Source organism: Methylobacterium sp. 1973 (assembly GCF_040545035.1).
In the GTDB taxonomy this organism is placed as follows: Bacteria; Pseudomonadota; Alphaproteobacteria; order Rhizobiales; family Beijerinckiaceae; genus Methylobacterium; species Methylobacterium fujisawaense.
In genome coordinates this window covers 56,480-78,398 of the sequence record NZ_JBEPLA010000004.1, presented here as the reverse complement: position 1 = coordinate 78,398, position 21,919 = coordinate 56,480, and the positions used below count along the sequence as shown (strand labels likewise).

The following is a 21,919-nucleotide window of genomic DNA, read 5'->3' as shown; positions in this document are numbered from 1 at the left end:
CGGGCCGGGAACGCTTGACACGTTGCGGAATACGGGCGACGCCACAGGTTGTCTCGCGGGCCATCCTTCGGGCCGTGCTCGTTCATACGAGCGCTGCTGTCGCGGTGCGCGGGGCTCGACCGACCGCACGGCATAATCCCCGGAAACGGGGCGTTCGAAGGGAAGACGGCCCGGCGTGATTGCTGACTCCAACGACGACGTTCTCAACGGTGTCCGCGTTCTCGTCGTCGAGGACGAGGCCGCGATCTCCATGCTTCTGGAGGACATGCTCCTCGATTTCGGCTGTGCCGTAGTCGGACCGGCCGCACGGCTCTCCTCCGCGCTGGAAATGGCGTCGCAGGAAGCGTTCGAGGTCGCCATCCTCGACGTGAACGTGGCGGGCGAGCCGATCTATCCCGTGGCCGAGGCCATCGCCAAGCGCGACCTGCCGCTGGTCTTCTCCACCGGGTACGGCGGCGCGGGGATCCGCGAGCCGTTCCGCGACCGGCCCGTCGTCCAGAAGCCCTTCAGCCAAGCCGATCTCAAGCGCACGCTGATCGGCGCGATCCGGGCCGCCCGCGCCTGACGCACGCCGGGTAACCGGCACGTCCCCAGCACGGCGGCTGTCGGGTGAGGCGAGACGCCGCGGTTCCTGACCGCGGCTTCAGAGCCCTTCGATCGTGAAGACCTGCTCGACATGGGCCGGCCACCCGCGGGCCCCGACGAAAACGGCGTCGGCACGGAACGTCGCACCGGCACACCACGCGTTGCGCCCGATCCACGCCCTGACCGCGCGGGAGAAGCGCCGCCGCTTGGCGGCATCGATCGCTTCCCGCGCGTCGTCACGCTTGGCACGCGCCTTCACCTCCACGAACACGATGGTGTTCCAGCGCTGGACGACGAGGTCGATCTCGCCCCCGGCCATGCTCACGCGCCGGCCGATCGGCCAGTAGCCCTTGAGCATCAGTGCGGCCAGCGCCAGCCATTCGGCGTGGTGGCCGCGCCGATAGGCGGCGCGGCGCCGGCCGGTCCGGTCCGGCACAGCCCCGTTCATCCCTGGCCCCGCGCCAAAGCCAGCGCCCGCGAATAGACCTGACGCCGCGGCTGTCCGGTCTCGTCAGCGACGAGGCTGGCGGCATCCTTGATCGAGTGCCGCTCCAGCGCCGACAGGATCAGCGCGTCGAGGGCGGCATCCGCATCAATCGTTCGCTCCGGCGTCGTCGCCGCACCGATGATCACCACGATCTCACCCTTGGGCGGTCCTTCCTGGGCGAAGCGCTCGCTCAGGCTGCCCAAGGTATCGCGCCGGATGGTTTCGTAGAGCTTGGTCAATTCCCGTGTCACGGCGGCCGGGCGCTCCGGGCCGAGCACCGCGGCGGCATCGGCCAGCATGTCGGGCAGGCGATGCGGCGATTCGAACAGGACCAGCGTGCCGGGAACTTGGACCAGTGCCTCCAGGCGGTTGCGCCGGGCGCCGGCCTTCTGCGGCAGGAAGCCCTCAAAGAAGAAACGATCGGTCGGCAGACCTGCCGCGACCAAGGCCGTCATCACCGCCGACGGGCCCGGAACCGGCGTGATGGCGATCCCCGCCTCGATCGCGGCCTGGACCAATTTGTAGCCGGGATCCGAGACCAGCGGCGTCCCGGCATCCGAGACGAGAGCCAGGGCTTCGCCGGCGCGCAGCCGCGCGATCATCCGCTCCCGCACGGCATCGTTGGAATGCTCGTGATAGGCGAGCAGCGGTGTCGTGATCCCGTAATGCGCCAGCAGGTTCCGGGTGACGCGGGTGTCCTCGGCCAGGACCGCATCCGCGGCCGCCAGGGTGGACAGGGCCCGGATGGTGATGTCGCGCAGGTTCCCGATGGGCGTCGCCACAATGTGCAGGCCCGGCGACAGGGGCTCGGTCTCGCTCGCCAGACCGAAGGCCGTGAAGGTGGTTTTGCGCGGCCGATCGGGGGCGAGCTTCGGGGACGGAGCTCGGGTCGGGGCGGCGGGCCCCGGGGCATCGAATCGGCGTGTCATCATCGGTGATCTTGCCACACCGGCCGTCTCCCGTCGCGGTGAAGGCGTCCGACCGGGGGCAACTCTGCCGCTCCGCGTTTACAATTCGGATTCCGATCGTCAGGCTGCGGTGCCTGCCGAGAGGAGTCCGCGCGATGGCGCGCCCGACGAGCATGCGGGACCGTCTCGTGCGCGTCACCGCCCCGACCGCTGCGCTGTGCGCCGTCCTGCTGTCATTGGGCGGCTGCCTCGGCACCGACATCGCTCGGCGCGCGACGGCGCCACAGGCCGAGCTGACGCCGCCGGCGGCCGTTCCCGGGGCACCGCCGCCCGCACCCGCAGCGCCGCCGATGCCGGCGGCGGGTGGCATCGGGCGCATCGGCTCCGGAGCCGTCAAGGTTGCCCTGGTGCTGCCGCTGACCGGCCAGGGGGCAACGGTGGGCGCCGCCATGCGCAACGCGGCTCAACTCGCCTACGACGAGGCACAGCAACCCGACCTGACGCTCCTGGTGGAAGATGACCGAGGCAGCCCGGACGGCGCCCGGGACGCGACGCAGGAGGCGCTGCGCCAGGGGGCCGAGATCGTGCTCGGTCCGCTCTTCGCCGGCAATGTTCAGACGGCGGCGGCCGCGGCCAGAGCGGCGGGCAAGCCGGTGGTCGGCTTCTCGACCGACGTGACCGTGGCCAGCCGGGGCGTCTACCTCCTGAGCTTCCTGCCGCAACCGGAGGTGGACCGCGTGGTCGAGGATTCCGTCGCCGGCGGAAGACGCTCTTTCGCGGCTCTGATCCCCGAGACGGCCTACGGCAATGCCGTGGAGGCGGAGTTCCGGGAGGCCGTTGCCCGGAAGGGCGCGCGGGTCGCCGCCGTCGAACGCTACCCGGCCGGCGCGCCGGGTCCGGCGGTGGAACGGCTGACCCGGGTCATCGCAGGGCCGGGTGCCACCGCCGACGCGCTGTTCATCCCCGAAACCGCCGACGCGCTGCCGGGCGTGGCCGCGGCGCTGACCAAGGCGGGCTTCTCGCCCGCCCGGATACGCCCCATCGGCACCGCCCTCTGGAACGAGCCGTCGCTCTTCGCCCTTCCCGCCCTGCAGGGCGGCCGCTTCGCCTCGCCGGACCGCACCGGGTTCTCGAATTTCAGCGGCCGCTACCAAGCCCGGTTCGGCACCGTTCCGCCGCGCGTCGCATCCTTGGCCTATGATGCGGTGATGCTCGCGGCCGCCCTGTCCCGACGCTACGGCTCGCAGCGCTTCGCGGAGACCACCCTCACGAACGGCTCCGGCTTCGCCGGCATCGACGGGACCTTCCGCTTCCGGCCGGACGGGCAGAGCGAGCGGTCCCTGGCGGTCTATGAGATCCGCAACAATGCCGCGATACCCGTCAGCCCCGCGCCGCGGGTGCTGGCAAAGCCCGGGATCTGATCAGGCCGCAAGTTCGGCAACCAGGGCATTGAGCACCGGCGCCCCCTTCGCGGTCGCGGCGATGCGGCCGCCGGGAAGCCGCTCCAGCACGCCATCGCCGATCAGCATGCCGATGCGGTTGCCGTTCAGCGGCCGGCCCTTGAGGGCGGCGTAGCGATCCGGATCGATGCCCTCGCGAAGGCGAAGCCCCATCACCAGGAACTCGTCGGCCTGGTCGGCGGCCGTGAGCGTTTCAGTCTCGACGACGGCGTGTCCGTCGCGCTCGACCCGGGCCAGCCAGGCTTCCGGCGACCGCTCGGTGACGGTCCCGACCCGTCCCCCCGCCGTCACGAGCCGCCCGTGCGCGCCAGGACCGATGCCGGCATACTCGCCGTAGCGCCAATAGAGCAGGTTGTGCCGCGACTCCGCCCCGGGCCGGGCGTGGTTCGAGATTTCATAAGCCGGCAGGCCGGCCTCTGCGCAGAGTTCCTGGGTGACGTCGTAGAGGGCGCGTCCGACCTCGTCGTCCGGCGTCACCAGTTTGCCGGCGGCGGCGAGGCCGTAGAACGGCGTCCCCGGCTCGATGGTGAGCTGGTAGAGCGAGAGATGCTCTGCGGTCCGCGCCAGCGCCGCTTTCAGCTCCGCCCGCCACAGCGCCGGAGTCTGTCCGGGCCGGGCATAGATCAGGTCGAAGGAGGTCCGCTCGAAGGCCGACTGCGCCAGCGTGATCGCCTCCAGGGCTTGTGCGGCGTCGTGCAGGCGCCCGAGGGTCCGAAGCGACGCGTCGTCGAGGGCCTGGATGCCGAGGGAAACCCGGTTGACCCCGGCGGCGCGGTAGCCCCGGAAGCGCCCGGCCTCGACGCTCGACGGATTGGCCTCGAGGGTGACCTCGGCGCCTTGAGCCACCGGCCAGTGTTCCGCGACGGCGTCGAGCAGGCCCGCCACGGTGGCAGGCTGCATCAGCGAGGGTGTCCCGCCGCCGAGGAAGATGCTGGTGACGGTCCGCCCCGGCGTGCGGGCGGCCGTGTGGGCGATCTCGGCCCGGAAGGCCGCGAGGAAGCGCGGCTCGTCCACGCCCGCGTGGCGGACGTGGCTGTTGAAGTCGCAATACGGGCACTTCGCCGCGCAGAAGGGCCAGTGCAGGTAGATTCCGAAACCCACGTCGCGGGTCGGATGGTCCGGGCCGGTCGATACCATGATGACCGGGATGTGAGCGCGGCCGCGCCGTTTGGCAATCAGGAACCGGAGGCCAGACAGGCCCGGCTCAACGCCACGAAGGCCCGGGCCCGGTGCGAGAGCCCCTGACCCTTCTGCCAGTCGACGCCGTGCTTCTCCTCGGCGCTCATCTCGCCGAAGGTGCGCGCGTGCCCGTCCGGCCGGAAGATCGGGTCGTAACCGAAGCCGGCGGTGCCCCGCGCCGCCACGAGGTCGCCGAACACCCGCCCTTCGAACAGCTCGGTGTGGCCGTCCGGCCAAGCCAGGACCAGGGCCGAGACGAAACGGGCCCGGCGGTCGGCCGCGCCACGGTCGTCGAGCTCGGCGAAGATCCGCGCCATCGCGGCGGCGAAATCCTTGTTCGGGCCGGCCCAGCGGGCCGAGAAGATGCCCGGCGCTCCGTCGAGGGCGTCGACGCACAGGCCGGAATCGTCCGCGAAGGCGGGCAGTCCGGTGGCGTCGGCCGCCGCCTTCGCCTTGATGGCGGCATTCTCGGCGAACATCGTGCCGGTCTCCTCGGGCTCGGGCAGTCCGAGTTCGCCGGCCGACACCGCCTCGACCCCGAACGGCGCGAGCAGCTCGCGCATCTCGGTGAGCTTGCCGGCATTGTGCGTGGCGATGACCACCTTCCCGGTCAGGCGGCGGCTCACGCGATGGCCTCCTTCTGCAGGGCGACCAGCCGCTCGGTGCCGGCGCGGGCGAGGCCGAGAAGTTCGAGAAGCTGCTCCTGGGTGAAGGGCTCCATCTCGGCGGTGCCCTGCACCTCCACGATGCCGCCCCGCCCGGTGAGCACGAAATTGGCGTCGGTCTCGGCGGCGGAATCCTCGGCGTAATCGAGATCGAGGACCGGCATGCCCTTATACAGGCCGCACGAGACGGCAGCGACATGGTCGCGCAGGGGATCGACCGAGATGATCGAGCGCGTCCGCATCCAGGCGAAGCAATCGTGCAGCGCCACCCAGGCGCCGGTGATGGCCGCCGTCCGGGTGCCGCCATCGGCCTGGATGACGTCGCAATCGATCGTCACCTGACGCTCGCCCATGGCCGGCAGGTTCGTGACGGCCCGGAGGGACCGGCCGATCAGCCGCTGGATTTCCTGCGTTCGACCCGACGGCTTCCCGGAACCAACCTCGCGGCGGGTGCGTTCGTGCGTCGCACGCGGGAGCATAGCGTACTCCGCCGTGACCCAGCCCTTGCCCGAGCCGCGCAGCCACGGGGGCGAACGCTCTTCGAGCGACGCGGTGCAGAGCACCCGGGTATTTCCGAAGCTGACGAGGCACGAGCCTTCTGCGTAGCGCGAAACCGCGCGCTCCAGGCTCACGGGCCGCAACTCGTCGGCGGCACGCTTGGAAGGCCGCATCGCGGGCCCCTTCTGTCGAGAGTGTCGAGGGCCGGGCTCTTAGGCCGCCGCGACATCACGGGCAAGCATCGCCGTACGGATTGATCCGCGCGGGTCGGTTGCGCATGATCGGACTACAGGATGACCGCGTGACACACCCCAGTCCCAACTTTGCCAACGGCCAATCCATGCAGGCCCTCGCCGCCCTCAATGAGCGCGCCCGCGAGATCTTCCGGCAGATCGTCGAGAGCTATCTCACGACCGGCGAGCCGGTGGGCTCCCGGAATCTCGCTCGGATCCTCCCGATGGCGCTGTCGCCGGCCTCGATCCGGAACGTGATGGCGGATCTGGAGCATTCCGGCCTGATCTTCGCGCCGCATACCTCGGCCGGACGCCTCCCGACCGAACTCGGGCTGCGGTTCTTCGTCGACGCGATGCTGGAACTCGGCGACGTCAGCCAGGACGAGCAGGCGCGCATCGAGGCACAGATGCGGGCCGCAGCCTCGGGCCACACGTTCGATTCCGCCTTGGCCGAGGCCTCGACCATGCTGTCGGGCGTCTCGCGGGGGGCCGGCGTGGTGCTGACCACGAAGGCCAACGTCAATCTGAAGCACATCGAGTTTGTACGGCTCGATCCGGCCCGCGCCCTCGTCATCCTCGTCTCGGATGACGGCTCCGTCGAGAACCGCATCGTCGATCTGCCGCCCGGACTTCCGGCGGGTGCGCTTCAGGAGGCCACGAACTTCCTCAACGCGCGCCTGCAGGGCCGCACCCTGGGGTCGCTGCGCGCCGAGATCGAGGCCGGCCGCAAGGCCATGAAGCGCGAGCTCGACGCGATCACCGAACGCCTCGTCGATGCGGGGCTCGCCACGCCGGTGGGGCCGACGGAAGCGCGCCAATTGATCGTTCGCGGCCAGGCCAACCTGCTCGACGACCTGCGCGCGGTCGAGGATCTGGAGCGGATCCGCCTGCTGTTCAACGACCTGGAGACCCAGAAGGACGTCATCGACCTGCTGGCCCGTGCCGAGGGCGGCGAGGGCGTGCGTATCTTCATCGGCTCCGAGAACAAGCTGTTCTCCCTCTCGGGGTCATCGCTGATCGCGGCGCCGTTCCGCGACGGATCGCAGAAGATCGTCGGCGTGGTCGGGGTCATCGGTCCGACCCGCCTCAACTACGCGCGCATCGTGCCGATGGTGGATTATACGGCGCGGGTGGTGTCGAAGCTTCTGGACGGTGGCCGGTAGGTCCTGTCGGCCCTCAGGCCGCCCGAACCGAATCCAGGAATCGTGCGACCTCGACACCGAGGCGCGCGGAGTGCTGCGACAGATCCGATGCGGAGCCCAGGACCTGTCGCGCGGCCTCGCCCGTTTGCGCGGCGGCTCCGGCCACCCCGGCGATATTCACCGTCACGTCCGCGGTCCCGTCTGACGCCTGGGTCACGTTGCGGACGATCTCCTGCGTGGCCGCCCCCTGCTCCTCGATCGAGGCGGCGACGGCCGCGGCGACCGCGTTGATGTCCCGGATCCGCGTGACGATACCGTCGAGTGCCCGGGTGGCTTCGCCGGTGGAGCCCTGGACGCGCGCGATATGATCGTTGATCTCCTCGGTGGCGCGGGCGGTCTGCGCAGCCAGATCCTTCACTTCGGCCGCCACCACGGCGAAGCCGAGCCCGGCCTCGCCGGCCCGCGCGGCCTCGATGGTGGCGTTGAGGGCCAGCAGGTTGGTCTGCGCGGCGATCGAGGCGATCAACCCGGCGGCGTCGCTGATCCGGGATACCGCCTCCGACAGCGCCTGCACGCGGTGTCCCGTCTCGTCGGCCTCGTCCACGGCCGTCCGGGCGAGGCGTGACGAGCCTGCGACCTGCCCGGCGATCTCGCGCACGCTCGCGCCGAGCTCCTCGGCCGCAACCGCGACGGTGCGGACGCTGGTCGAGGCTTGGTCGGCGGCCGCAGCGACGCTGCTGGATCGTGCCGCGGCCTGCGTGGCGGTGTTTGTCAGGGCTTGGGCGGTGGCGTGAAGCTCGGACGCCGCGGACGACACCGAACCGACGATCGTGCCCACGGCCTCTTCGAAACCATCGGCGAGCGCCGTCATGGCCCGCTTGCGCTCCGCTGCGGCCGCCGCCTCGGCCGAGCGCCGAGTCTCTTCCTGCTCACGTGCCTTCTGCGCCACAACGGCCTTGATACCCTCGACCGCCCGCCCGACCATCCCGATCTCGTCCCGGCGCCTGGCCTCGGCGATCTCGGTATCGAGGTCGCCGAGGCTCATGCGCTGAAGGACTTCCACAAGTCGGTCTAGGGGATGTGCGACAGTCGCGGCCATCATCCGGCTGACAGTGACGGCCAGCAGAAGCAGCGTGATCGCGGTTGCGATGGCCAAGTTCTGCGCGAGGTGCGTGATGGGTGCGAACGCGGTGGCGTGGTCGACCGAAAGCGCGATGTACCAGTCGAGCGCCGGCGGCAGGTTTGGGACGCGCGCGAAGACCGTGCGGACGGACCGTCCCGCCTCGCGCGTGTCCGCCGCCCGACCGGCGCCGATGCCGGGAACCGGACCGTCGATCAGCTCCGACAGGGGCTTGCCGATGAACGCGGCCCGCGGGTGGATCAGGATCGTGCCAGCGCCCGACACCAGATAGGCACAACCGCCGTCACCCGGCGCGACCTCGGTGATCATCCGGGCAAGAGCCGAGACGTCGAAATCGCTTCCGACCACGCCGCCGAGACCGTGCGCCGCATCCTTCACCGGCGCCGCCGCCGTGATGATGATGGTACCGCGACTGGCGGAGATGTACGGCTCGGTCAGGATCGGGCCGTCCGTCGCGGCGGCCTGCTTGTACCACGGACGCTGACGCGGATCGTAACCCGGCGGAATCTCGGCCTTGGGCATCTTGGTGTAGAACCCGTCCGGACGCCCGAAGAAGCTGACGTAGAACGAGTCGCGGATGATGGGCGCGTCGAGCACACGATCCGTGTCCGACTCACGGCCGCCAGCGGTGATCTGCTGAGCCATCATCTGCGTCAGATCGAGCTTGCCGCGCAGCCAGTTGCCGACACTACGGGCGGCAGATCCGCTCAGGCTCGACATGTTGGCGTCGACGTCGCCCTGCAGGGTGCTGGACTGGGACAGGTACAGATAGGACGAACAGGCGACGAGGGCCGCCGATACGATCGCGAGAATCAGGAGTGTCGCGCGACCCGATATCCCGACGCGTACCTGGCGTGCCGCTCCAGAAAAGCCACCGATTTCAATCGACATGCACACCCCGATCTTCAGGAGTCGCGCCTGACGAGGCCAAATTCAAACCTAAACCGCGACCTGTGGCGTCTGTGTTCTTTTTATCAGATCGTGGATGGCATGGATCAGGACGTCGATCGGGCGCGACACCATTTCCCGCGCAAAGCCGGTCCGCGCCTTGTCGGGCGCGGACCGGATCGACGGTGATGATCGTGTGCTTTGCTTGCGCCGGTGTGTCGGCGGCCGGAAGAGCCGTTTCGACCGACGCGCGGCCAGGCGTTAGGCCGGGATCACGTCCACGATCTCGTAGGTGTCGGGGTCGATGATCACGATGTCGTCGCGCACGAGGATGAACTCGTAGCCCTCGTATTCCGGCACGATCGAGATGATCGCCGGCGGCAGCCGGTGCAGGGTCACCGACCGCGGGATCGCGGTTCCGACCGCGAGACCGAAGGCCACGTCCCGGAGCGGCGACACGCCCAGGCGGGTGATCGAGCTGCGGAACTCGGTCCGCTGCCGGGTATCGAGGCGGCCGACCGCACCGCGAACGGCGCCGCCCTCGCGGGCGCCGGCACGTCCGCCCCGCTCGCCAGCCGGACCGCGGCCGCCCCGATCGGGGCCGGTTGCGTCGCGATTGCCGCGCTCGCCGCCGGCACCGGGTTCACGGGCACCACGCTCGCCCCGGTCACCGCGATCACCGCGATCACCGGCATCGGGCTTCGCGGCCGGGCCAGCCCGATCGGACGATCCGTTGCGCTCGGTGGCGCCACCCGGGCGGCCCGGTCCCTCGGCACCGCGACCCGCCGGTCCACCCGGCTCGGCGCCGCGCGGACCGCCCTCGGCACCGCCAGGCCCGCGCATCGCGCCGCCGTCCGCGCCGCCGGCACCGCCCCGCATTCCGCCGCCAGCGCCGCCGCCAGCGCCGCCGCCACCGGCCGGACCGGCGCCCGCGCCGGCAGCTCCACCGGGACCGCCGGGTCCGCCGCCGCCTGGGCCGCCCCCGCCGCCTGGGCCGCCCTGCGCGAATGCCGTTGCCGCTCCGGCCACGACGATGGCCGCCGCAACCGTGTCTCTCAGAATGCGCTTCATGGCCTCTCCTCCTGCGGCCGTCGGACCATCCCCGACGCCCATGCCGGCCCGCAACGGGCCTCGGGGCGAACCGTTCCGTCCCGCGGCGTCGTGGCCATGCGGCTGGTGACACCCGCGCGCGCTGTCCTCGGCTAAGTCCGCTCACGGTCTTGCGATCAGGCCCGTCACCTGTAACGTCGCGCCGCACCAAGTAGAGACCGGCCCAGGCCGGCATCGAGATTGATCGACGGAGACGCCATGTCCGCCTCGCGCGACGATACGATCGGTATCGCACCGAGCGCCCACGATGACGCCGCAGACCGCAAGCGCCGCATCTGGGCCATCGTCGGATCGTCCTCGGGCAATCTCGTCGAATGGTACGATTTCTACTGTTACGCGTTCTTCGCCCTCTACTTCGCGCCGGCCTTCTTTCCGAAGGGCGATTCCACCAGCCAGCTCCTCCAGACCGCGGGCATCTTCGCGGTCGGATTCTTCATGCGACCGGTCGGCGGCTGGCTGTTCGGGCGCATCGCCGATCGTGTCGGACGCCGGACCTCGATGGTCGTCTCGGTGCTGCTGATGTGCTTCGGCTCGCTGCTGATCGGCATCCTGCCGACCTACGAGCATGTCGGTACCCTGGCCCCGGTGCTGCTGCTCCTCGCCCGCATGCTCCAAGGCCTGTCCGTCGGCGGCGAATACGGCACCTCTGCAACCTACATGAGCGAAGTCGCGATCAAGGGCCGACGCGGCTTCTTCGCCTCCTTCCAGTACGTCACGCTGATCGGTGGCCAGCTCCTGGCCTCGCTGGTCCTGGTCCTGCTCCAGGCGGTGATGACCGGCCCGGAACTGACCGCCTGGGGCTGGCGCATCCCGTTCTTCATCGGCGCCGGGCTGGCGGTCGTCGCACTCTATCTGCGACGCTCCCTGGCCGAGACGAAGGACAGCAGTGACAAGGAGACCGCCGGCACCTTCGCCGAGCTGTCGAAGCACTGGCGGGCGTTCCTGGTCGTCGTGGCCTACACGGCGGGCGGCTCCCTGAGCTTCTATACCTTCACGACGTATATGCAGAAGTATCTCGTCAACACCGCCGGCATGCCGAAGACCTCGGCGTCGCAGACGATGACGGTGGTGCTTTTCGTCTACATGATCATCCAGCCGATCTTCGGCGCGCTGTCCGACAAGATCGGCCGCAAGGCGAACATGCTGCTCTACAGCGGCCTCGGCACTCTCATGGTGGTGCCGCTGATGACGGCGCTCGGCACCAACAAGGATCCCTATCTGGCTTTCGCGCTGATCACCCTCGGGCTCGCGGTCGTGTCGTTCTACACGGGCATCAGCGGCATCGTGAAAGCGGAGCTGTTCCCGACCAACATCCGCGCCCTCGGGGTCGGCCTCTCCTACGCGGTGGCCAACGCCACCTTCGGCGGCACCGCCGAGTTCGTCGCCCTGTGGTTCAAGGACAACGGGATGGAGAGCACGTTCTTCTGGTACGTCACCGTCCTGATGGCGATCGCTTTCGTGGCCTCGCTGATCATGCCGAACCCCAAGGTCCACGGCTATCTCGACGGCGCCGGCACCGTCGAGGAGGCGCTGGGGAAGAAGCGCGGCCTCGCACACGCCTGATCGGTGGGCCGTCCGGCTGGACCGGGCCCGACTTTCACGCTGATATGCCTCCCGCCGGACGCGCCAGACGTCCGCGGGAGGACGCCATGCTCAGGAAGGCCGCCGCCGGGGCACTGACTCTGCTCTGCCTCGCAACCGCTTCGGCATCCGAGGCCACCGAGGGGGGCTCCGGCGACACGCCGTTCAAGCCGAAACAGCCCGCGGGCTATTTCTTCGTCGGCGGCCGCTCCGCGACGGCGGCAGGCAAGACCACGGCCTCCGGGCAGATGTTCGTGGAGTATCGCGCACCGGCGCGGGTGACGCAGCCCTATCCGATCGTCCTGGTGCACGGCACCGCCCAGACCGGGACCAACTTCCTCGGCACGCCGGACGGACGGCCTGGCTGGGCTGACCGCTTCGCCGCCAAGGGTTTCACGGTCTACGTTGTGGATCAGGTCGGGCGTGGCCGCTCGGGCGGCGATCCGGAGACCTACGGACCCTATGCCCGGCTGCCCGTCGAGGATCTGGAGACGGTGTTCACCGGGCAGGAACGCGTCCCGCTCTACCCGCAGGCGAAGCTGCACAGCCAGTGGCCGGGGGGCCCGGGGGTGCGCGGCAACGCCGCCTTCGACCAGTTCTACCTGTCCCAGGTGCCCTACATCGCCAGCGCGCTGAAGAGCGAGGAACTGGTCGATCCGGCCCTGATCGCCCTTCTGGAGAAGATCGGCCCCGCGATCCTGCTGACGCATTCGCAGGCCGGCGTCTTCGGCTGGGCGGTTTCCGATCAGCGCCCCGACCTCGTGAAGGCGCATGTCGCCGTCGAGCCCAACGGGCCGACCTTCTTCGACATCCGCTTCAAGGGCGGCGCCGATTGGTACGAGCGCGTCGGGGAGGCGCGGGCCCGGCCCTACGGCATCACCCGGGTGCCGCTGCATTTCGAGCCCCCCGTGAGCAGCCCGGCCGATTTGACGGTCGTTCAGGACGACCGCGCCGCCGCACCCGACAAGATCCGTTGCTGGCTTCAGGCCGAGCCCGCTCGAACGCTGCCGAACCTCGCCCGCGTGCCCGCCGTGCTCGTCACCGCCGAAGCCTCGTTCCGCGCCACCATGGATGATTGCACGGCTGCATTCCTGGCCCAGGCGGGCGCGAAACCGGACCGGCTAGCGCTCGCCGAGCACGGCATCCACGGCAACGGCCACATGATGATGCTGGAATCGAACAGCGATGCGGTGGCGGATGCGATCGTCGGCTGGATCGAGGACCGGGTCCACGCGCCGGGCCGTCCTTAACCGGTCGCTTACCCTGTCCCGGCGAGGGTGCCGCCGTCATCCGACGAGGGAATGCATGACCGACATGACCGACACCGTGGGCGTCGCGGGCGACCGCATCCGCTCGATCATCGAGCGCGTGGAACGGCTGGAGGAGGAGATCAAGGACCTGATGGAGGCCAAGAAGGAGGTCTTCGCCGAGGCCAAGGGCGAGGGTCTCGACGTCAAGGTGCTCAAGGAGATCCTGAAGATCCGCAAGCAGGACAAGGATGAGCGCGACGAGCAGGAGACGCTCCTCGACGTCTACCTGCGCGCCATGGATGCGCCCTCGCCGGCCCCGATCGCGGCCGCGGCCTGATCCTCTCGACGGAGTGCGGCGCCGCGCGCGCCGCCCTCCCCTCAGGACTGCGGGGAGCCCGCGAGATAGGCGGCGATGTTGCGCCGGATGCGCTCCAAGGGCTCCTCGCTCGGATCCGGCAGGATGAAGCGCGCCCCCGTGATCGTCTCGTAGGCGCGGATGTAGACCGCGGCCGTCTCCAGGACGACCTCCGCGGGAATCTCCGGAATCGGGTCCTTGTACGGATCGCAGCGGGCGACGACCCAATTGCGCACGAAATCCTTGTCGAAGCTCTCCGGCGCTGAACCCGCGGCGAAGCGCTCCGGATAGCTCTGCGCGAACCAGTATCGACTGCTGTCGGGCGTATGGATCTCGTCGGCGAGGACGATCCGGCCTTCGGGATCGGTGCCGAACTCGTATTTCGTGTCGGCCAGGATGAGACCGCGCTCGGCCGCCAGCGCCGTGCCGCGGGCGAACAGCGCCAGCGCCGCGTCGGACACGGTGCGCCACTGCTCGGACGTGAGCAGCCCGCGTTCCAGAATCTCGGTCTCGGTCAGCGGTTCATCGTGGCCACCGTCGAACGCCTTGGTGGTCGGCGTGATGATCGCCTCCGGCAGACGCTCGTTCGGCCGCATGCCATCCGGGAAACGGTGACCGTACATATCCCGCTCCCCGGCGCGGTAGCGCGTCAGGACCGACGTGGAGGTGGTGCCGGCGAGGTAGCCCCGAACCACCACCTCCACCGGCAGGATCTCCAGACGCCGGCCCACGACCACGTTCGGGTCAGGATAGGCGATGACGTGGTTCGGGCAGATGTCGGCCGTCCGCTCGAACCAGTAGCGCGCGGTCTGGGTCAGGACCTGGCCCTTGAAGGGGATCGCCGCGAGCGCCCGGTCGAAGGCGCTGATCCGGTCCGAGGTGATGAGGATGCGCCGGCCGTCGGGCAGGTCGTAATTGTCCCGGACCTTGCCGCGATAATGGTTCGGCAGCTCGGGCAGGGTCGCGTCGCGCAGGACCTGGTGCGCGTGCGGGGCGAGATCTGCCGTCTTCATCGGGCTTTCCGTCAGGCTGTGCGGCGACCGCGCCGCCTGATCTCTGTGCGCGGATGGGGCGGAGAATTCCAGTCCCGGGTTTCACCGAGGCCCGGCGCGCAGCCCCAGCCGCCACCCCGACCCCCGCGGCTGGGGGCGAGCGGCCCTGCCGCTCTGGCCGGGCCCGGCTGTCGGCCCTATCCTTGCCGCGGATGGCAGACGGTGAATTGCCGACTGCGAAATGCCGGCCGGTGCCGCCGGACGGCCGAGGCGCAATGTTCGAGACACCGCACCAAGCAAGCCGACAACCTTTCCTGCGCCGGATCGAGACCGTCGCCCTGTTCACGCTCAGCGATGCGGAGCGGGCCGCCCTCGTCGCGCTGCCGATGCAGGTGGCGCAGTTCGAGCCCAATCAGGACATCGTTCGGGAGGGCGACCGCCCGACCCGAAGCTTCACGCTGCTCAGCGGGATCGCTTGCACTTACAAGTCGACGCTGGCCGGCAAGCGGCAGGTGATGACCTACCACGTCCCGGGCGATGTGCCCGATTTCCAGAGCCTGTATCTGGAGGTGCTCGACATCAACATCGCCACGGTCAGCGCCTGCAGGCTCGGCTTCGTTTCGCATGAGGCGGTCCGCGGACTGATGCGTGCGCATCCGCGCCTTACCGAGGTCTTCTGGCGCGCCACGCTCATCGATGCCGCTCTGGTCCGAGAGTGGATGCTCAACACCGGTCGCCGCGACGCCTACGCGCGGATGGCCCACCTGTTCTGCGAACTCGTGACCCGCCTTGGCGCGGTCGGGCTTGCACCGGATCGGACCTGCGAGCTGCCCATGACGCAGCCCGAACTCGCAGACGCCCTCGGCATCACGTCCGTTCACGTCAATCGCACGATCCGGGATCTCAAATCGGCCGGGCTGATCACGCTGCGCGACCGCCGCCTGACCGTCCACGACTGGCCGGGACTGCAGGCCGCGGCCGGATTCGATCCGGCCTATCTGCATTTGCGGGATGCGGAGACTCGCTGAGCCAGTCGGCAGACCGCCGGCGTTCGAGCCGACGAGGGCGCGCTGTCGCCCTGCCCGATGTATCGCCGGCCGTCGAAAGCCAAAGCCAAGCCGTCGCGGGACTGCAGTCTGGATCTATCGGCAAGAATGTAACGCGGCGCCGTTTTCGCTAACCGTTGCCGGAACGGGCGCTCAGCGGGAAGATGGTGCCCAGGGGCGGAATCGAACCACCGACACTGCGATTTTCAGTCGCATGCTCTACCAACTGAGCTACCTGGGCGTCGTCCGCGCCGGTGTCGGCCTCGGACGCCGCGGGGTATAGTCAGTGCTTCGCGGCCTGTCCAGCCTTGCCGTGACGTCGACACGACGGAAATGCCGGAAAAATTCATCGCTCCGGATCGGGCTCGGGCGGAACCTCGTCGGAATCGAGGTCCTCGGGGATCGCGTAGCGCTCGTTGAGCCACCGTCCGAGATCGACGTCGGCACACCGCTGAGAACAGAACGGCTGGAATTCCGGTGTGGACGGTTGCCGACAGATCGGACAGGGCGGCCGGCGCTCGCTTCTCATGCCAGGGCGCCCCAGCCAGCCCGCACGGGATACCCCTCCCCGTCGAGGAGGCTCAGGGTCTCGTAGAGGGGCAGCCCGACCACGGCGCTGTAGGAGCCGACCAGTTTGACGACGAACGCCCCCGCCAGGCCCTGGATCGCGTAGCCGCCGGCTTTCCCGCGCCATTCGCCCGACGCCACGTAGCCCTGGATATCGCGGCCCGAGAGCCGCTTGAATCGGACGCGGGTCTCCACGATCCGCTCCCTGCGCCCGCGGGGCGAGAGGACGCACACCGCCGTGTAGACGCGATGCTGACGTCCGGAGAGCAGGCGCAGGCAATCCGCGGCCTCGTCAGGGATCTCGGCCTTCGGCAGGACCCGACGCCCGACCGCCACAACCGTATCGGCCGACAGAAGCCAAGTGGGCGTGGTGGTGTCCTGGAGGTGCAGCGCCGCCTCGGCCGTCGCGAGCTTCGTCCGGGCGAGGCGGCGTGCCAGTTCGCGGGGCGGCTCGGCCTTGCGGGGCGTCTCGTCGATCTCGGCCGGCAGGAGAGCCGCCGGTTCGATGCCGATCTGCTGCAGCAGCGCGAGGCGGCGCGGCGAAGCGGAGGCGAGCACAAGTCGCGCCGTCGGCCCCTGCGTCGCGCCGATCGCTTCAGGTTTGGCGTCCATGATGTTCCGTTCGCACAATCGACCGGAGCCGTGCGCGCCCTGCGCGGCGGCCCTTCGTCGGCCGGGACAGGCTCGATCCACCCGCCTGATAAGGGATGGGGTCGGGCTTGTGAACTCGGAGGGGCTTCGGCAGATCTCCCAGACCCTGGCCGGCCCGGGTCATGATCCGGGATACCCCCGCCCGCCCGCCGGCAAGAGTAGGCCGACCGGGCGCCGCGGCCGGCACTGTGATCGCGGCGCGGCAAGCCAGACTAGAGGTGCGGCCCGGCGATCTGGCAAGCTTAGAGCAAGACGTCGTCCGCGATCGTAACCGACCGTTAACTACGTGCGGCTGAGAGTGTTGTCCTCCGAAGAGGATCGACATCGATGTTGAACGCTGATCCGCTCCTGCAGCGCCCGACGCTGGTGACCACGACCCTGCTCGCCCGTGCCCTCGACGGGCTCCGGCCGCAGGTCACGTCGCCGGTCGAGATGTGGCAGCGTCTCACCGAGCGGTACGTCGTCGATCTCGACGCCGTCGCGGCCCTCCTGCCCGCCGACGAACCGGAAACGCACTGGCTGTCGTCCCGCGACTGAGGGCGCGCAGATCAAGTCTTCGGCCGTCCGCCCAACTGGCACACGACGTGCTTGAAGGGTCCGGCAACCGGGAGGAAGCACTCAGGCAACGACAACGCGGCGGCTCGCACGCCAGAGCACCCCGCGGACCTTTCGATCGCTCGAAGCTGAGGTCCGTCATGTCGGAACTGCTCTCTGTTGCCTTGGTCTGTGCCGGTACGCTCCTGGCTCAGGATTGCTCCCGCGACACCGCGCTGGACGTCATCATCGCCCCGGCGCACACGCCGATGGAGTGCCTGATGCACGCCCAGACGATGGCAGCCCAGGCCGGGTTGCCGGGGGGCAGCGACCGGTATCTCAAGATCGCCTGCGAGCATCGCCGGACCGAAGGCGAACCCCGCACGGTCGTCCGGCGCGCGTCCTGACGCGGCCGGGCGCGTCGGCGGTGTCCGTACCGTCGCGCCCGGCCGCGATTTGGTCTGGTGCATCAAAGCCACGTCACGATTTTTCTTGTTCGCATCCGCCGTTCGGACAGTTGCCGCCTCCGGGAACGGGACCCATCCTGCACGGCCACGCTGATGCAATTCAAACCCCGGCATCCGCCACCTTTGCCGCCCCGATGGCCCGCGTGCCGGGCAGGGCTCCAGCGAGTGCCTGCCCGATGCTGTACGACGCGTTCGACCTGCAGACCGACATCGCTGCCCAGACCCGGGCATGGGGCCGGCTGCTGAACGACATCTGGTCGCCCTGGATCGGGTTGGGCGAGCCGGTCACCTGGATGTCCGCCGGCGCCCGGATGATGATGCGCGCCGGTCTGACCTTCGCGCGGCCGCCCTACGGCATCGAGACGGTCAACGTCGGGAACCGGAGCGTCCCGGTCTCAGAGGAGCCGGTCGAGGTCACGCCGTTCGGGACGCTGCTGCACTTCAAGAAGGACATTCACACCGAGCAGCCCAAGGTGCTGATGGTCGCGCCGATGTCGGGCCATTTCGCCACGCTGCTCCGCGCCACCGTGCGCACCATGCTGCCCGACCACGACGTCTACATCACCGACTGGCACAATGCCCGCGACGTGCCGCTGTCGGAAGGCCAGTTCGGTTTCGACGACTACGTGGGCCACCTGATCCACTTCCTGCAGACGATGGGTGAAGGCGCCCACATGGTGGCGGTCTGCCAGCCCGCCGTTCAGGCCCTCGTGGCGGCAGCCGCGATGGCGCAGGCGAAGGATCCCGCCGCCCCGCGCAGCATGACCCTGATGGCCGGCCCGGTGGATTGCCGCATCAACCCGACGGGCGTGAACGCACTCGCGACCTCCAAGCCCATCGACTGGTTCGAGAAGAACCTGATCGCGACGGTCCCGACGCGCCACAAGGGCGCCGGCCGCAAGGTGTATCCGGGCTTCATGCAGGTCTCGGCCTTCATGGCGATGAACGCCAAGCGCCATATCCAGGGTCACGCCGATCTCTTCTGGCACATGGCCAACGGCGAGCGCGAGAAAGCCGAGGCGATCGAGACCTTCTACGACGAGTATTTCGCCGTGCTCGATCTCGCGGCCGAATTCTACCTGGAAACGGTCAAGACCGTGTTCCAGGATCACGCCCTGGCTCGGAATGCGGTGAGCTATCGGGGGGAACCGATCGACCTGCGGGCAATCCGCCGCACCGCCCTGATGACCGTCGAGGGCGAGCGCGACGACATCTGCGCGGTCGGCCAGACCATGGCGGCCCATGATCTGTGCTCGGACCTCGCACCCTACATGCGGACCCATCACCTCCAGGCGGGCGTCGGCCATTACGGGGTCTTCGCCGGGCGGCGCTGGGAGTCGCAGATCTACCCGCAGGTGCGCAACTTCATCCAGGCGCACAACTGACCGCGAGACCGGGGAAGCGTCGCGCCGATTTGACCCGCCGACCCGCGCGGCCCACCATGCTACCGTCTTCTGATGGGAGCCCGGTTCGCGTGGTTCCTGGGGCCACTCCTGCGGCGTGAGGCGGAACGGTCGGCGTGATCGGCACCGAGAACAAGACCAGCGCGAACGGCCCGACAACGGTCTCCGCACGGCTCGACCGGCTGGTGGCTCGCGCCCGGGCGGCAGCCCTCTGGGAGCAAGCCTGGCCTGTCCTCTGGCGGGGGATCGGGGTCGGACTGATCTTCCTCATGCTGTCCTGGTCGGGGCTGTGGCTCGATCTCACGCCGATCTGGCGCCAGATCGGTCTGGGCATCCTGGGACTTCTCCTCGTCGCCGCGCTCGTGCCGCTGATCCATATCGCCCGGCCCGATCGGCGCGTCGCCCTGGCACGGCTCGATCGCGAGGCGGCGGCCCGCGATCCGGCCCTGTGTCACGGACCGGCCTCCGCGGCGCAGGACAGCCTTGCCGTGGGTGCCGCCGATCCGGGAAGCCGGACGCTCTGGGACCTCCATCAACGGCGGGCCGCGCAGGCGGTCTCGGCCCTGCGGGTCGGTTTGCCGAGGCCCGGCATGGTCCGGCACGATCCGTTTGCCCTTCGCGCCGGCCTCGTGGTCGCCGCCATCGCCAGCCTGTTCGTCGCCGGGCCCGAGTGGCGTCAGCGCCTTGGCGCGGCGTTCGACTGGCAGGAGCCCGCGGCGCAAAGCCCCAATTTCCGCGTGGACGGCTGGATCGACCCGCCGCTCTACACGCGGCTTCCGCCCCTCCTGATCGCCATGGACGGAAGCGATCAGCGCCTGCGCGCCCCCGTCAACGCGCAGCTGATCGTGCGGATCGCCGGTCAGGGTAAGGCCGCGTCCGAGACGACGCTGACACCCAATGCCGGCCTAGTCCCCGTCCCGGGCCAGGAGGCGCGGCCCGACCTGCGCGAGGAGCGCTATCGCATCGTTGGCGACGCCGAACTGACGATCGTGACCCCCGCAGGCCGGCAACGCCTCACCGTGGACGCGATCCCCGACCGGCCGCCGGAGGTGACGGCCGTCGGCGGCCCCGAAGTGAACGGCCGCGGTACCTTCAACCTGACCTACCGCGCGAAGGACGATTACGGGCTCAGTTCGGCGGAGGCCGTGATCGAGCCGCTGAAATCGGCCCGTGCTCTGGTCCCGGTTCCCCACATCAATCTGGCATTGCCCGGGGACGCCAACGGCGAGTCCGACACCAAGACCCTGGTCGACCTGACCGACAGCCCATGGTCCGGGGCGCGAGTCCGCTATCGCATCGTCGTCAAGGACGAGGCCGGTCAGGAAGGCCGGACGCCGGATGCCGAGATCGTCCTGCCGGCGCGCCCGTTCCGCGAGCCGCTGGCGCGGGCGCTCGCCGAGGAACGTCGCCGCCTCGTGACGGCACCCGATACGGATCGCCGGTGGGTTCAGGGGGCCCTGGACGCCCTCCTGGTCGCGCCCGACACGTACACGCCGCAGCCTGCCATCTTCCTGGGCCTGCGGACGGCCACCGAGCGGCTGCGCCGCGCCCGGACGGACGCCGATCTCATCGCGGTGGCCGATCTCCTGTGGGAGATGGCCCTGAAGATCGAGGACGGTGACCTTTCGGATGCCGAGAAGCAGCTCCGCCAGGCCCAGGATCGCTTGAAGGAGGCGATGGAGCGCAACGCGCCCGACGACGAAATCAAGCGCCTGACCCAGGATCTGAAGCAGGCGCTCGACAAGTTCCTGTCGGAGATGGCGCAGAAGCAGGGCCGCGAGCCTCGCGAGCAGAGCGATCGCGGGCAGAACAATGCTCAGTCGAAGACCGTCACGCCCGAGGATCTCGATAAGATAATCCAGGACATGGCGGAGGCGATGAAGCGCGGCGACACCGCCGAGGCACAGCGCCTGATGGAACAGCTGCGCAACATCCTGGAGAACCTGCAGACGGCCGAACGCGGAAACCGGTCGGATCAGGCGTCCCGCGAGATGCAGAAGCAGATGCGCGATCTCGACGCCATGTCCCGCGAGCAGCAGGGCCTGCGCGACGAGACCTTCAAGGACGGCGAAGAGCCGCGCGGCGGCCAGCGCCAGCAGAATCGCGGGCAGCCGCAGCAAGGCCAGCGCGGACAGCAGGGCCAGAGACAGCCGGGTCAGCAAGGCCAAGGACAACAGGGCCAAGGACAGCAGGGCCAGGGGCAGCAGGGCCAAGGGCAGCAGGGCCAGAAGGGCGATGTCGGAGAGCGGCAGCAGGCGCTTCGGCAGCGGCTGGAGGATCTCCAGCAGCGCATGAAGGAGAACGGCATGCGCGGCGAGCAAGGCCTCGCCGATGCCGAGGAAGCCATGCGCGAGGCCGAGAACGCCCTGAAGGACGGCGATTCGAGCGGGGCGGTCGACGCGCAGGGGCGCGCCCTCGACGGCCTGAAGCGCGGCGCCGACGGCATGGCGCAGCAGATGCAGGACATGGCCGAGGGCCAGGGCGAAGGCCAGCAGGACGGCGGTCAGCAGCCGGGGCAGCAGGGCCAGGCCGGGGCACGGGACGACGATCCCCTCGGACGTCCGACGCGCGGCCGCGATATGAGCGACGGACGTGTCCGGGTGCCGACAGCCGATGAATCAGCGGTCCAGCGCGCCCGGCGCATCATGGAAGAGCTGCGGCGCAAACTCGGCGACCCGACCCGCCCCCGCGAGGAACTCGATTATTTCGAGCGCCTGCTCCGCCGCAATTGAGCGTCCGCACCCTCACGACGCGCCGAGCCGGATCACGGCTCCGGC

Annotated in this window: 22 protein-coding genes and 1 tRNA gene; 12 read left to right on the top strand and 11 right to left on the bottom strand. The window is 69.6% G+C overall.

Annotated features, from left to right (window positions below; all coding sequences use genetic code 11):
- Window positions 1-175 precede the first annotated feature (175 nt).
- Window positions 176-565, top strand: coding sequence for a response regulator (locus ABIC70_RS09915; protein WP_043345829.1), 390 nt, complete (start codon window positions 176-178; stop codon window positions 563-565).
- 78 nt (window positions 566-643) lie between these two features.
- On the opposite strand, the gene ABIC70_RS09910 is transcribed toward ABIC70_RS09915, so the two are convergent.
- Both ABIC70_RS09910 and rsmI read right to left on the bottom strand, forming a co-directional pair.
- Window positions 644-1,033 (bottom strand): YraN family protein, encoded by a 390-nt coding sequence (locus ABIC70_RS09910; protein WP_043345830.1) that lies wholly within the window; start codon window positions 1,031-1,033, stop codon window positions 644-646.
- Window positions 1,030-2,001: a 16S rRNA (cytidine(1402)-2'-O)-methyltransferase gene (gene rsmI, locus ABIC70_RS09905; protein WP_287089442.1), complete on the bottom strand. Its 972-nt coding sequence runs from the start codon at window positions 1,999-2,001 to the stop codon at window positions 1,030-1,032. Before rsmI ends, ABIC70_RS09910 begins: the two co-directional genes overlap by 4 nt.
- 134 nt (window positions 2,002-2,135) lie before the next feature.
- Here rsmI and ABIC70_RS09900 point away from each other — a divergent pair, with 134 nt between their 5' ends.
- Window positions 2,136-3,401 carry a penicillin-binding protein activator gene (locus tag ABIC70_RS09900; protein WP_354439616.1) on the top strand — a complete coding sequence of 422 codons (1,266 nt, stop codon included), beginning with the start codon at window positions 2,136-2,138 and terminating at the stop codon, window positions 3,399-3,401.
- Here ABIC70_RS09900 and hemW read toward each other — a convergent pair whose 3' ends face one another.
- From hemW to rph, 3 genes are read right to left on the bottom strand one after another with little or no spacing between them, the layout of a single operon-like run.
- A complete protein-coding gene (gene hemW, locus ABIC70_RS09895) occupies window positions 3,402-4,577 on the bottom strand; it encodes a radical SAM family heme chaperone HemW (RefSeq protein ID WP_354439614.1) in 1,176 nt (391 codons plus the stop codon).
- A 38-nt stretch (window positions 4,578-4,615) separates the two neighbouring features.
- Entirely contained in the window at window positions 4,616-5,245 is a 630-nt protein-coding gene (gene rdgB / locus ABIC70_RS09890; RefSeq protein WP_354439612.1) for an RdgB/HAM1 family non-canonical purine NTP pyrophosphatase, read from the bottom strand.
- A complete protein-coding gene (gene rph / locus ABIC70_RS09885) occupies window positions 5,242-5,955 on the bottom strand; it encodes a ribonuclease PH (RefSeq protein ID WP_043380092.1) in 714 nt (237 codons plus the stop codon). The genes rdgB and rph overlap by 4 nt, the downstream gene beginning before the upstream one ends.
- A gap of 167 nt (window positions 5,956-6,122) precedes the next feature.
- Here rph and hrcA point away from each other — a divergent pair, with 167 nt between their 5' ends.
- Window positions 6,123-7,178 (top strand): heat-inducible transcriptional repressor HrcA, encoded by a 1,056-nt coding sequence (gene hrcA / locus ABIC70_RS09880; RefSeq protein ID WP_085987606.1) that lies wholly within the window; start codon window positions 6,123-6,125, stop codon window positions 7,176-7,178.
- A 13-nt stretch (window positions 7,179-7,191) separates the two neighbouring features.
- Here the strand turns inward: hrcA and ABIC70_RS09875 are convergent, their stop codons facing one another.
- Both ABIC70_RS09875 and ABIC70_RS09870 read right to left on the bottom strand, forming a co-directional pair.
- On the bottom strand, window positions 7,192-9,189 hold the full coding sequence (locus tag ABIC70_RS09875; protein ID WP_354439610.1) for a methyl-accepting chemotaxis protein: 1,998 nt from the start codon (window positions 9,187-9,189) through the stop codon (window positions 7,192-7,194).
- Window positions 9,190-9,447: 258 nt separating this feature from the next.
- Window positions 9,448-9,585 carry a DUF1236 domain-containing protein gene (locus ABIC70_RS09870; RefSeq protein WP_335633083.1) on the bottom strand — a complete coding sequence of 46 codons (138 nt, stop codon included), beginning with the start codon at window positions 9,583-9,585 and terminating at the stop codon, window positions 9,448-9,450.
- Here ABIC70_RS09870 and ABIC70_RS09865 point away from each other — a divergent pair.
- The 4 genes from ABIC70_RS09865 (at window position 9,574) to ABIC70_RS09850 (ending at window position 13,464) form a co-directional block, all read left to right on the top strand.
- Complete coding sequence (locus ABIC70_RS09865; RefSeq protein WP_354439608.1) at window positions 9,574-10,392, top strand: hypothetical protein; 819 nt, start codon at window positions 9,574-9,576, stop codon at window positions 10,390-10,392. The genes ABIC70_RS09870 and ABIC70_RS09865 overlap by 12 nt on opposite strands.
- A 102-nt stretch (window positions 10,393-10,494) precedes the next feature.
- Entirely contained in the window at window positions 10,495-11,859 is a 1,365-nt protein-coding gene (locus ABIC70_RS09860) for an MFS family transporter (RefSeq protein ID WP_043758154.1), read from the top strand.
- Between the two features lie 86 nt (window positions 11,860-11,945).
- Entirely contained in the window at window positions 11,946-13,127 is a 1,182-nt protein-coding gene (locus tag ABIC70_RS09855) for an alpha/beta hydrolase (RefSeq protein ID WP_354439606.1), read from the top strand.
- 55 nt (window positions 13,128-13,182) lie between these two features.
- Window positions 13,183-13,464, top strand: coding sequence for a DUF2312 domain-containing protein (locus ABIC70_RS09850; RefSeq protein ID WP_020091862.1), 282 nt, complete (start codon window positions 13,183-13,185; stop codon window positions 13,462-13,464).
- Window positions 13,465-13,505: 41 nt separating this feature from the next.
- On the opposite strand, the gene ABIC70_RS09845 is transcribed toward ABIC70_RS09850, so the two are convergent.
- Window positions 13,506-14,495, bottom strand: a complete 990-nt coding sequence (locus ABIC70_RS09845) for a phosphoribosylaminoimidazolesuccinocarboxamide synthase (protein WP_043380101.1) — start codon at window positions 14,493-14,495, stop codon at window positions 13,506-13,508.
- Window positions 14,496-14,749: 254 nt separating this feature from the next.
- On the opposite strand from ABIC70_RS09845, the gene ABIC70_RS09840 reads away from it, so the two are divergent.
- Window positions 14,750-15,502, top strand: coding sequence for a Crp/Fnr family transcriptional regulator (locus tag ABIC70_RS09840; RefSeq protein WP_043347678.1), 753 nt, complete (start codon window positions 14,750-14,752; stop codon window positions 15,500-15,502).
- Window positions 15,503-15,685: 183 nt separating this feature from the next.
- Here the strand turns inward: ABIC70_RS09840 and ABIC70_RS09835 are convergent.
- The 3 genes from ABIC70_RS09835 to ABIC70_RS09825 all read right to left on the bottom strand — a co-directional run bounded on the left by ABIC70_RS09835 (window position 15,686) and on the right by ABIC70_RS09825 (window position 16,699).
- A tRNA-Phe gene (locus tag ABIC70_RS09835) sits at window positions 15,686-15,761 on the bottom strand.
- 105 nt (window positions 15,762-15,866) lie between these two features.
- Complete coding sequence (locus ABIC70_RS09830; RefSeq protein ID WP_075380462.1) at window positions 15,867-16,049, bottom strand: DNA gyrase inhibitor YacG; 183 nt, start codon at window positions 16,047-16,049, stop codon at window positions 15,867-15,869.
- Window positions 16,046-16,699 (bottom strand): Maf-like protein, encoded by a 654-nt coding sequence (locus tag ABIC70_RS09825; protein ID WP_043380104.1) that lies wholly within the window; start codon window positions 16,697-16,699, stop codon window positions 16,046-16,048. The genes ABIC70_RS09830 and ABIC70_RS09825 overlap by 4 nt, the downstream gene beginning before the upstream one ends.
- A gap of 366 nt (window positions 16,700-17,065) precedes the next feature.
- On the opposite strand from ABIC70_RS09825, the gene ABIC70_RS09820 reads away from it, so the two are divergent.
- From ABIC70_RS09820 to ABIC70_RS09805, 4 genes are all read left to right on the top strand, one after another.
- Window positions 17,066-17,275, top strand: a complete 210-nt coding sequence (locus ABIC70_RS09820) for a hypothetical protein (RefSeq protein WP_354439605.1) — start codon at window positions 17,066-17,068, stop codon at window positions 17,273-17,275.
- A 158-nt stretch (window positions 17,276-17,433) separates the two neighbouring features.
- Window positions 17,434-17,679 (top strand): hypothetical protein, encoded by a 246-nt coding sequence (locus ABIC70_RS09815; protein WP_043347682.1) that lies wholly within the window; start codon window positions 17,434-17,436, stop codon window positions 17,677-17,679.
- A 236-nt stretch (window positions 17,680-17,915) separates the two neighbouring features.
- Entirely contained in the window at window positions 17,916-19,124 is a 1,209-nt protein-coding gene (locus ABIC70_RS09810) for a polyhydroxyalkanoate depolymerase (RefSeq protein WP_043380107.1), read from the top strand.
- A gap of 137 nt (window positions 19,125-19,261) precedes the next feature.
- Window positions 19,262-21,874: a TIGR02302 family protein gene (locus ABIC70_RS09805; RefSeq protein ID WP_502915991.1), complete on the top strand. Its 2,613-nt coding sequence runs from the start codon at window positions 19,262-19,264 to the stop codon at window positions 21,872-21,874.
- Window positions 21,875-21,919 lie beyond the last annotated feature (45 nt).

Excerpts from the sequence above, each read along its gene's own strand:
- ABIC70_RS09910 (WP_043345830.1), bottom strand. The coding sequence starts at position 1,033 with ATGAACGGGGCTGTGCCGGACCGGACCGGCCGGCGCCGCGCCGCCTAT.
- rsmI (WP_287089442.1), bottom strand. The coding sequence starts at position 2,001 with ATGACACGCCGATTCGATGCCCCGGGGCCCGCCGCCCCGACCCGAGCT.
- ABIC70_RS09900 (WP_354439616.1), top strand. The coding sequence starts at position 2,136 with ATGGCGCGCCCGACGAGCATGCGGGACCGTCTCGTGCGCGTCACCGCC.
- hemW (WP_354439614.1), bottom strand. The coding sequence starts at position 4,577 with ATGGTATCGACCGGCCCGGACCATCCGACCCGCGACGTGGGTTTCGGA.
- rph (WP_043380092.1), bottom strand. The coding sequence starts at position 5,955 with ATGCGGCCTTCCAAGCGTGCCGCCGACGAGTTGCGGCCCGTGAGCCTG.
- hrcA (WP_085987606.1), top strand. The coding sequence starts at position 6,123 with ATGCAGGCCCTCGCCGCCCTCAATGAGCGCGCCCGCGAGATCTTCCGG.
- ABIC70_RS09875 (WP_354439610.1), bottom strand. The coding sequence starts at position 9,189 with ATGTCGATTGAAATCGGTGGCTTTTCTGGAGCGGCACGCCAGGTACGC.
- ABIC70_RS09860 (WP_043758154.1), top strand. The coding sequence starts at position 10,495 with ATGTCCGCCTCGCGCGACGATACGATCGGTATCGCACCGAGCGCCCAC.
- ABIC70_RS09855 (WP_354439606.1), top strand. The coding sequence starts at position 11,946 with ATGCTCAGGAAGGCCGCCGCCGGGGCACTGACTCTGCTCTGCCTCGCA.
- ABIC70_RS09850 (WP_020091862.1), top strand. The coding sequence starts at position 13,183 with ATGACCGACATGACCGACACCGTGGGCGTCGCGGGCGACCGCATCCGC.
- ABIC70_RS09845 (WP_043380101.1), bottom strand. The coding sequence starts at position 14,495 with ATGAAGACGGCAGATCTCGCCCCGCACGCGCACCAGGTCCTGCGCGAC.
- ABIC70_RS09840 (WP_043347678.1), top strand. The coding sequence starts at position 14,750 with ATGTTCGAGACACCGCACCAAGCAAGCCGACAACCTTTCCTGCGCCGG.
- ABIC70_RS09830 (WP_075380462.1), bottom strand. The coding sequence starts at position 16,049 with ATGAGAAGCGAGCGCCGGCCGCCCTGTCCGATCTGTCGGCAACCGTCC.
- ABIC70_RS09825 (WP_043380104.1), bottom strand. The coding sequence starts at position 16,699 with ATGGACGCCAAACCTGAAGCGATCGGCGCGACGCAGGGGCCGACGGCG.
- ABIC70_RS09820 (WP_354439605.1), top strand. The coding sequence starts at position 17,066 with ATGTTGAACGCTGATCCGCTCCTGCAGCGCCCGACGCTGGTGACCACG.
- ABIC70_RS09815 (WP_043347682.1), top strand. The coding sequence starts at position 17,434 with ATGTCGGAACTGCTCTCTGTTGCCTTGGTCTGTGCCGGTACGCTCCTG.
- ABIC70_RS09810 (WP_043380107.1), top strand. The coding sequence starts at position 17,916 with ATGCTGTACGACGCGTTCGACCTGCAGACCGACATCGCTGCCCAGACC.